Source organism: Candidatus Komeilibacteria bacterium CG_4_10_14_0_2_um_filter_37_10 (assembly GCA_002793075.1).
GTDB lineage: Bacteria > Patescibacteriota > Patescibacteriia > UBA1558 > UBA1558 > UM-FILTER-37-10.
The window spans coordinates 1-8,078 of the sequence record PFPO01000039.1; the positions used below are offsets into that span (position 1 = coordinate 1).

Annotated in this window: 7 protein-coding genes; 5 read left to right on the plus strand and 2 right to left on the minus strand. The window is 35.5% G+C overall.

Annotated features, from left to right (window positions below; all coding sequences use genetic code 11):
- Window position 1 precedes the first annotated feature (1 nt).
- A complete protein-coding gene (locus COX77_02115; protein ID PIZ99237.1) occupies window positions 2-1,168 on the plus strand; it encodes a hypothetical protein in 1,167 nt (388 codons plus the stop codon).
- 161 nt (window positions 1,169-1,329) lie between these two features.
- Here the strand turns inward: COX77_02115 and COX77_02120 are convergent, their stop codons facing one another.
- A complete protein-coding gene (locus COX77_02120) occupies window positions 1,330-1,680 on the minus strand; it encodes a hypothetical protein (GenBank protein PIZ99238.1) in 351 nt (116 codons plus the stop codon).
- 166 nt (window positions 1,681-1,846) lie between these two features.
- On the opposite strand from COX77_02120, the gene COX77_02125 reads away from it, so the two are divergent.
- Entirely contained in the window at window positions 1,847-3,454 is a 1,608-nt protein-coding gene (locus COX77_02125) for a hypothetical protein (GenBank protein ID PIZ99239.1), read from the plus strand.
- Window positions 3,455-3,562: 108 nt separating this feature from the next.
- Window positions 3,563-4,576: a hypothetical protein gene (locus COX77_02130; protein ID PIZ99240.1), complete on the plus strand. Its 1,014-nt coding sequence runs from the start codon at window positions 3,563-3,565 to the stop codon at window positions 4,574-4,576.
- Window positions 4,577-4,760: 184 nt separating this feature from the next.
- Here the strand turns inward: COX77_02130 and COX77_02135 are convergent, their stop codons facing one another.
- Entirely contained in the window at window positions 4,761-5,597 is an 837-nt protein-coding gene (locus tag COX77_02135; protein PIZ99241.1) for a hypothetical protein, read from the minus strand.
- 112 nt (window positions 5,598-5,709) lie between these two features.
- Here COX77_02135 and tsaD point away from each other — a divergent pair, with 112 nt between their 5' ends.
- A complete protein-coding gene (gene tsaD / locus COX77_02140) occupies window positions 5,710-6,753 on the plus strand; it encodes a tRNA (adenosine(37)-N6)-threonylcarbamoyltransferase complex transferase subunit TsaD (protein ID PIZ99242.1) in 1,044 nt (347 codons plus the stop codon).
- Window positions 6,754-6,813: 60 nt separating this feature from the next.
- Window positions 6,814-7,254: a tRNA (adenosine(37)-N6)-threonylcarbamoyltransferase complex ATPase subunit type 1 TsaE gene (locus COX77_02145; GenBank protein PIZ99243.1), complete on the plus strand. Its 441-nt coding sequence runs from the start codon at window positions 6,814-6,816 to the stop codon at window positions 7,252-7,254.
- Window positions 7,255-8,078: the final 824 nt, after the last annotated feature.

Consider the following 8,078-nt stretch of genomic DNA (forward strand, 5'->3'; position numbering starts at 1 on the left):
TTTGCATTTTTCCATCTATGTAAGTTTTCTTTTGCAAAACAAGCTCAACTTTTTGGAGGTTTCTCTAGTCAATGCTTTTTTTATGTTGGCAGTATTTCTTTTGGAAACGCCAACTGGTGCCGTCGCTGATTTATTTGGTCGCAAAACATCTTATGTCTTAGCTAGTTTAGTTAACGGTCTGGGTTTTGTGCTTTATAGTCAGGTTAATACTTTTTGGTTGTTTGTTTGCGCTGAGGTAGTAATTGCTTTGGGGCATACTTTGGAGTCCGGTGCTTTCAAAGCTTGGCTAGTTGATTCACTTTATTATTATCAGTACGATGGCGATTTGATTGGGGTGTTTAATAAAGCCCAGCGCTATACGAAGATAGTCACTGGCATCGGGGCTGTTGCTGGTGCCTACCTTGGTCAGTATGACATGTCTTTATCATTGCTCGCCGGTGGATTATTCTATTTAGTAATTTCCTTTTTATCCTGGTTACTAATGAAGGAAGAGTATTGGCAGACTCGTAGTATTAATCGCCATAGTTGGTGGCAAAATATTCAAAGCACAATAGTCATCAGTATGCAGAAAGGTTGGCAATGCCTTGGTATTAGACAGATAATTATTGTTTTTACCGTTTGTGCTTTTTGTTATCAACCACTCAACATGTATTGGCAGCCACACTTTGGTCAATACTTAGCCACTAAATACTATGGTTATATATTTGTCGGTATTATTGTTTTTTCTCTGGCCGGTAACGAAGTTATTACTTTGCTAACCCGACGAAATATCGCCGCTAATTGGTTAAAGTTAATTAATTTATTAATCATTGGCTGTGGTTGCATCGGTGCTGCTGTTTGGCAACCTTTGTTTTGGACTTTGTTATTCTATTTATTACATGAAATGGGACGCGGTATGTTGGATGTTTATTATGACGTTCAATTACATCAGCAGATTGATTCTGAGCAAAGAGCAACTATTGATTCGTTTGTTTCTATGATGAGAACGGGCGGTGCTTGTTTGGGACTTTTACTATTTGGTTGGTTGGCTAATCAAACAAGCATCCGTTTCACTTGGCTGTTAGCGGGAGTGATTATCGGTCTCAGCTCATTGCCCGCAGTATGGAAAAGATTTGTTCGCCAGTCAAAAATTTGTTATACTAGCAAAACGTCTGACGATCATGTTTGATACTGACGACGACCGTAATTAACAAAATTGGTCAACATAGGAGAAAATCATTATGATTGTCCTTAATCAACACCCGTTCTTTTCAATCCTATTTGCATAAACGCTTTAGTTGTGACCGTCTTTAGGAGGACGGTCTTTTTTTTATAAAAAAAACCGCTTCATTAAGAAGCGGTGGGGGTAATTTTTTTGTTAAGAAGGAATAGTAGCGTTGCCGTGATTGCCATCCACCACAGGGCGTGAAACAACAGTAAGAGATTGATGAAATAGTAGTGCCATACGAAACCTAAGACAAAAATTGTGATGGTTGCCGTAGTAACTATGGTTAAAGGCAAATTATTTTCTTTCCGCTCTACTACCAGATAGGAAAAGACGAGTGAATAAATTAGCATTAAGCTGCTAAATATAGTCCAGTCTTTATCTTTGGATAGCCCCGAAGCATTAATTAGTGTTAAAACAGTAAACGCTGTTATTGCGCCGGTCCAAAGAAGAACAAGGAGTTTTTTTGTTTTCATTATTTATCCTATAGATGTTGTTAAAAAACTTTACATTATAATCATACCTTAGCGAGTTAAACTATTTTTGTCAAACAAGATGACGGTTTTAGTCTTGACAAAAAATGGCGGTTGTATTAAATTGAACTATTAATTAGTATCATTAAAAACCTAAAAGGAGTATCTGATGGAAGCTCAAGAAACAATGAAGAAAACGTTACAAGTAACCAATGAAGCAATAAGTTTATTGGCGGCAAAGGAAAAGGATTTTTCACCCCAGTATTTCATGATGATGCCGATTGAAGAACCCAAATCAATCAGCTCATCATTGCAGCCGTCAGAGATTGAATACGACATCTTTGGGTTGATGGCTTTGATGATTTATGCTTTGCAAGAGCGACAGGAATTGGCGCTCAATGAAAATTATCCGGCGAAGCTTTTGAAAAATACCAATATCAAGGGCACATATTTATTAGAGGGTATCCGTAGGATGCTTTCTGACTATCGGCACATCAAGTGCGTGGCGTTGAGACAGAAGGGCTTGGCGGTTAGTTTTGTTTCTTGTTTGCAACTAACTACACTAAGACACCTGTTGAATGTTTACGCTATTGGCAAAAACGCAACTGTGGAGTTAGTGAAGAAAAAAAACAGAAACTATTTGCAACTAAAAATACAGCAAGAGACAATCATCGAAATTAGTGACATGTGTATTATGTTTTGTAATCAACCAGCAACCAGTCAAGCGCTTTATGACCAAGTGCAAATAATGGCTGAATTAATTGCACTAGTGGAAAAAGATTTGATTTTCATCGGTTCGGAATTGATTCAACTCAATATTTTTACTCCGTTTATTGCCTTGTCGGCACCGCAACTTTTTGAAAAGACTTTTTTGGCTAATTTAGCGGAGTTGTCCGAAGAGTTAAATCGCGGTGTCATACCCAGCGCCTTACGAGAAACGAGAAAATCCCGAATGTATCATCAGCAAGATGGTGATCGTCGGTATCTACTAGACAAACAGTATTATGACGAGCATATTGAGTACGTCATCTATTTACCGACTGAGCGTTCTTTGTTGATTAGATTTTCTTTGCAGTTTGATCGTGAGGAAATAAATACCTTGTTGGCCGAAAAACAATTCAGATCTTACCCAATAAAGACCAAGCATCAAGACAAGTTTGTGATTAAAAAAGGTGGCAGTAGTCGCGGGGTCAATCGTGTTTTTACGCGAACCAATTGGCAAGTTTTTGATCAAGACCGATTAGTTTTGACACTTTGTGGTAAAGATACAGTGCTGTTGCCCTTGGACAATATCGCGGCAGCATTGGAGTTATTTGCGGATATCTATTATCGGCGAATGTTTATTAGTAGTTGGTTACCATCTGCCGAAGTACCGTGCGACTTAACTGATTATGAAAGACAAGTGATCAAGAACATGAAAAATTTGTTTTTGATCTACAATTTCTTCGTAAAACCAGTTCTGGACAAGGAATTTTCCGAAGCTGCACAACGGATTGTTTTCTTAGAGAGTCAGGAAGAAGATCCAGAACCACAGCTAGCTTATGAGTGGCTGTACCAACAATTAAATAGCATTAAGGAAGATGACTATTTTGAAAAATTCCATTGTTTGTTATTAGCCATTAATGAAGTAGTGGATCAACAAATGCCGATTATGATGCGTTTAAGTGCCATGCAATGTGATCGGGCACTGGAATTACAAAGCCGATTGTTAAAAATGATCGGTGTCAGTCAGGTTTTCCTTAACAGTTACAAAAGACAAGAGCTATTACTTGTCTAATTATTAACAAATCGTCTCTTAAAAAAGGGACGATTTTTTTATTATATTGACTTATCATCAAATTTAATGTAAAGATACATTTATAGAACTTTAACAAAGAGGTACAAAATGGACAATAATATTTTAATATTAACACATTCAAGAGATGATACCGTTTTAATGGTATTGGAACATCTTAAAAAAATGAACTGTAAAACATTTCGTTTTGACACCGATCTATTTCACAAATCGATTTATTTATCTTTAGAATTATCTAGATTTGGCGATTTTACTGGTAAAATTATATTATCAACTTGCAGTATCAATTTTTGTGATATTTCTGTTGTTTGGAATCGCCGTATACATGATCCCCAAGTTGATAATGTTTTTCAGGATCCCGAGCTAAATAGTTGGGTAAAGGATGAAACATATTGGGCAATGGTTAACTCTTTTACTTTATTTGACTGCCCAGTAGTAAATCCTTGGGAGGTTAATGAGAGATTGAAATATAATAAATTATTTCAAATGAGAATAGCAACGAAATTTGGATTCGAAGTACCCGATAGTTGTGTTACTGATTTAGAGGATGACATAAGGTCTTTTTGGAATAAAACTCACCAAAACATGATTTTTAAGAAAATTAAAAAAGGCTTGTTTCACTTGTTAGATAATAAAAAAGCAATATTACATACGAATGTTATATTGCCTCATAAATTTACTAATGAGTTTGTAAATCGAATGAGATTCACACCAGTGTTTTTGCAGGAACATATTAAGAAAAAATATGATGTTAGATCAATAGTTATCGGTAGTCATGTTATTTCATTCGCAATACATTCACAAGATATGCCGGAAGCACGTATTGATTACAGGACGCCAGGTATACTTGGTAAGCTTAAGGATATTAAGCATGAAGTAATTGACCTTGGTCCAGATGTTAATAATAAAATACTCAGCTTTGTCAGATATTTTGGTTTGACATTTAGCGCTATTGACTTTATTATTACTCCAGATGATAGGTTGGTATTTTTAGAAGATAATCCCAATGGTCAGTGGGCGTGGCTAGAGCATTTTACCAATGCCCCAATATCAGAGCTATACGCCGAAACCTTATATAATATTGGCCGATCTTTTCACAAATAAACTACTATAGGAGGTAGTAATGTTCATCGATGAAAAACCCTTCATAATGGATTTTATCGTAGAGCTTTCTAATGAAGTAGAAATCGAAACTTCATCAAGAGCTAATGATTGTGTCACTTGGGGAACAGGTGGATGCGACGACGATTAATTTATTGAAGGTAGTTGTAAGTAGTTAGTAATAATACTAGCTACTTTTTTTATAAGCGTATTGTTGACAATAAACATGGTTCCAACCATAAACAGAGATTATATGACGGTGTTTTAACAATCTTATAATTCTTTCGGTAATTAAATAATCTCTTATTTTATTTATTTCAGTAGCAACATTATTAATAACGTTATTATTTAATTGAGGATTAATTATTTTAGCGATAACCTTTTTGTTATATTGATGAGTAGTGATTTCATCTAAAGTATTTGGTAAAATATTTTTTTGTTGGCTAACATGTTTAATAATTTTATTAAAATATACTAATAAATCATTAGGGCTTTGTTGCCTTAAGTTGAATTCTTTATTCAGAAAATTTAATATATTTATTAGAGAGTTTTGATTATTTTTATGTAGCTTGTTTTTCTTTAGTAAAGAACTTAAAACATTTAATAGTATCCACGTCGCTAAATATTTAGGTTTTTTTATTTTTTTAAGAGCGATTTCTAATAGGTCATCAGAAGAAGGCTCAATTGATTGTATGGTAATATTATTTTTTTTAGCGAGCAAAGCTAAAACACTTGATTCTCGATACTTTTTTATTATTTCTTTTTTACTATCGTGGTTATTCCAATGCGGCCCTTCAACTATTACGATAATTTTTTTGGCATCGTATTTACTGAGGAAATTATTAAAGTTATTAGTTAATATTTTTATTGTGCTTTTGCTAATTTTTTTTTGATGTTTAAACCCCATTAGTAAGAGATGGTTGTTATTAATATAACAGTCAATGAAAATACGACTTTTTTTATTATCCTGTTTTGGAATTTTTTGCAAGGATAATATTTTTTTATAAATACTATTATTAATCATTATTATTAAAATATTTAATTATGACTTTATTATACTATATTCATTTAATTGCCAACATACTATTGAATATTCACCACTCATTTGTTATGATTGTTTGGTATTGATCAAATTTATGCTTATTCTAGGAATTGAATCATCATGTGACGAAACAGCTATTAGCTTGGTAGAGATTACCAAGAAAAAGTTAATAGTGCAGGAAAATTTAGTTTCTTCGCAAGTTAAATTACATGCCAAATATGGCGGCGTTGTCCCCGAGGTAGCAGCTCGTAAACACACAGAAGTAATAATTCCTCTTTTGGAAGAGGCGCTGGGTAAAAACTACGATCAGCAGGATATTGATCTAATTGCCGTAACCAGCGGTCCGGGACTGATAACCTCTTTATTGGTAGGCCTAGAAACAGCTAAAACCATCGCTTACTGTTGGCGTAAGCCGATAGTAGGCGTTAATCATCTCAGTGGCCATTTGTACTCTAGCTGGTTGGCTAGTGAAGAGCTAACCGTTGAACAAAATGATTTATGGCCAGCTATTGCGCTTTTGGTTTCTGGTGGGCACACAGAACTATTATCAGTTCAGGGCTATGAAAATTATAAAATTATTGGTCGCACTAGAGACGATGCCGTTGGTGAGGCGTTTGATAAAGTAGCGAAGATTTTAGATCTTGGTTGTCCCGGTGGGCCAGCTGTGGCCAAAAGAGCAGCAGACGGTGACCCACGGGCAATTGAATTTCCTCGTCCGATGCTACGGGAAAAAAGTTTTGATTTTTCTTTTTCCGGATTAAAAACAGCAGTACGCTATTATGTTCGTGATCACAAAATGAACGAGCAGTTGATTAATGATATTTGCGCTAGTTTTCAACAAGCGGTTACTGAAGTTTTGGTCAGCAAGACGCTTTCGGCTGTTGTTAAGTATCAGGCCAAGAGCGTGATCATCGGTGGTGGCGTGGCTGCTAATAAGCAACTGCGGAAAGATTTACTAGTAGCTTGCGATAAAGCTGGTTTACCATTTTATTGTCCACGCCTAACTTATACCGGGGACAATGCGGCAATGATTGCTTTGGCGGGTTATTATCAGACTAAGGACTTATCATTATTAGAATTTAATCGCTTGGTTAATAATTGGAAAAAATTAATACCCGATCCTAACTGGCAATTATAGATAGTTGATACACATTTTTGTAGCCTTGATTTTTGCCCTAAAATAGGGTATAATTTAAATATGAAAACAACCCAAAAAAGCAAAAACGAAGCAGATACTTTGAATATTGCCAAGGAATTGGCTCGAACTTTTAAGGGTGGTGAGATTGTGGCACTAAGCGGTGACTTGGGTGCTGGTAAGACTATTTTTGCCAAAGGCCTAGCCCAGGGGTTAGGATATAAGAAAGTAATCACCAGTCCGACTTTTGTTTTAATGAAGCTGTATCATCCAGATAATCCAGTAATAAAAAATTTCGTTCATGTTGATTGTTATCGTATTGAAGACTCCGACGATTTGTATGGTATTGGTTTGAATGATTATTTAAGCAGGCCAGATACGGTAGTAGCGATTGAGTGGGCCGAAAAGGTGCTTGATCTATTTACTAAGAAGAAAGAGAAGTTGATTAAAGTAAATATTATTTCGGGAGCGAAAGAGCTGGATCGTATAATTGAAATGGAATAAAAACATCCACCCGACTTGTCAGGGTAAATGGATTGAAAAGTTTTAAGATAGCCGGTAACTAAGTACTTATTATTTTAAGTCAGTGTAGCCGGTTTTTTTGTATCTAGCGTTTTAAGATTGATAAGAAAAACCACCAGTACTTTTTAAGCCCTGGTGGTTTGTTGTTGAAAAAATCATTTACACACATGTAGCTCCATTGTTTTATCAGGACTGATAGTTGTGTTATGGGCACAAGAAGTCTTGATAGGCTTTTCCCGCTATTATTGAGTAGGATTAGCACAAGGGAATTAAATGTGGATTAAGTTTTGCCAATGACGCAGTAGTCGGTAGTATGTACTGACATTTGATGATAACAGCCAGATGTGGTTGTTTCATTCTCCGAAGAGATGCATCGAAAAACGTAAATGATTCAAGATGTATTTTCTATCCTTGGTAGCTTTTTTTGTAGCTGATACAGTCTGTGTTGGCACACAGTACTGCTCTTTAGGGGAGTAGCATAAACTTTGCCATCTCGTTTTACGGAGATGTTTATGCTTTAAAGAAGAAATGCTAAATCAGTTGTGATTTTCGCTACATCTTGTTTTTTTTCAAACAACGTTGCGAGGTAAAAATTTTTCAATTCCTGGAACCATTACCTTCGTAGTGGATCTTTCATTTCCTGAATTTTTAACTCGTAGGAACAATATTATCAGATACAGAATATACGTCAAGATATTATCTGTGGATAAGTATGATGGAGTAAATGTTTTAGGTACACACATTTTGCACTCTAGCTAATACCTCATTTGGGGTTTTACCACCCAGGGCACAGTGTTCTAGGTTAT

Coding starts and splice junctions, on each gene's coding strand:
- COX77_02130 (PIZ99240.1), top strand. CDS start 3,563: ATGGACAATAATATTTTAATATTAACACATTCAAGAGATGATACCGTT.
- COX77_02120 (PIZ99238.1), bottom strand. CDS start 1,680: ATGAAAACAAAAAAACTCCTTGTTCTTCTTTGGACCGGCGCAATAACA.
- tsaD (PIZ99242.1), top strand. CDS start 5,710: ATGCTTATTCTAGGAATTGAATCATCATGTGACGAAACAGCTATTAGC.
- COX77_02145 (PIZ99243.1), top strand. CDS start 6,814: ATGAAAACAACCCAAAAAAGCAAAAACGAAGCAGATACTTTGAATATT.
- COX77_02135 (PIZ99241.1), bottom strand. CDS start 5,597: ATGATTAATAATAGTATTTATAAAAAAATATTATCCTTGCAAAAAATT.
- COX77_02125 (PIZ99239.1), top strand. CDS start 1,847: ATGGAAGCTCAAGAAACAATGAAGAAAACGTTACAAGTAACCAATGAA.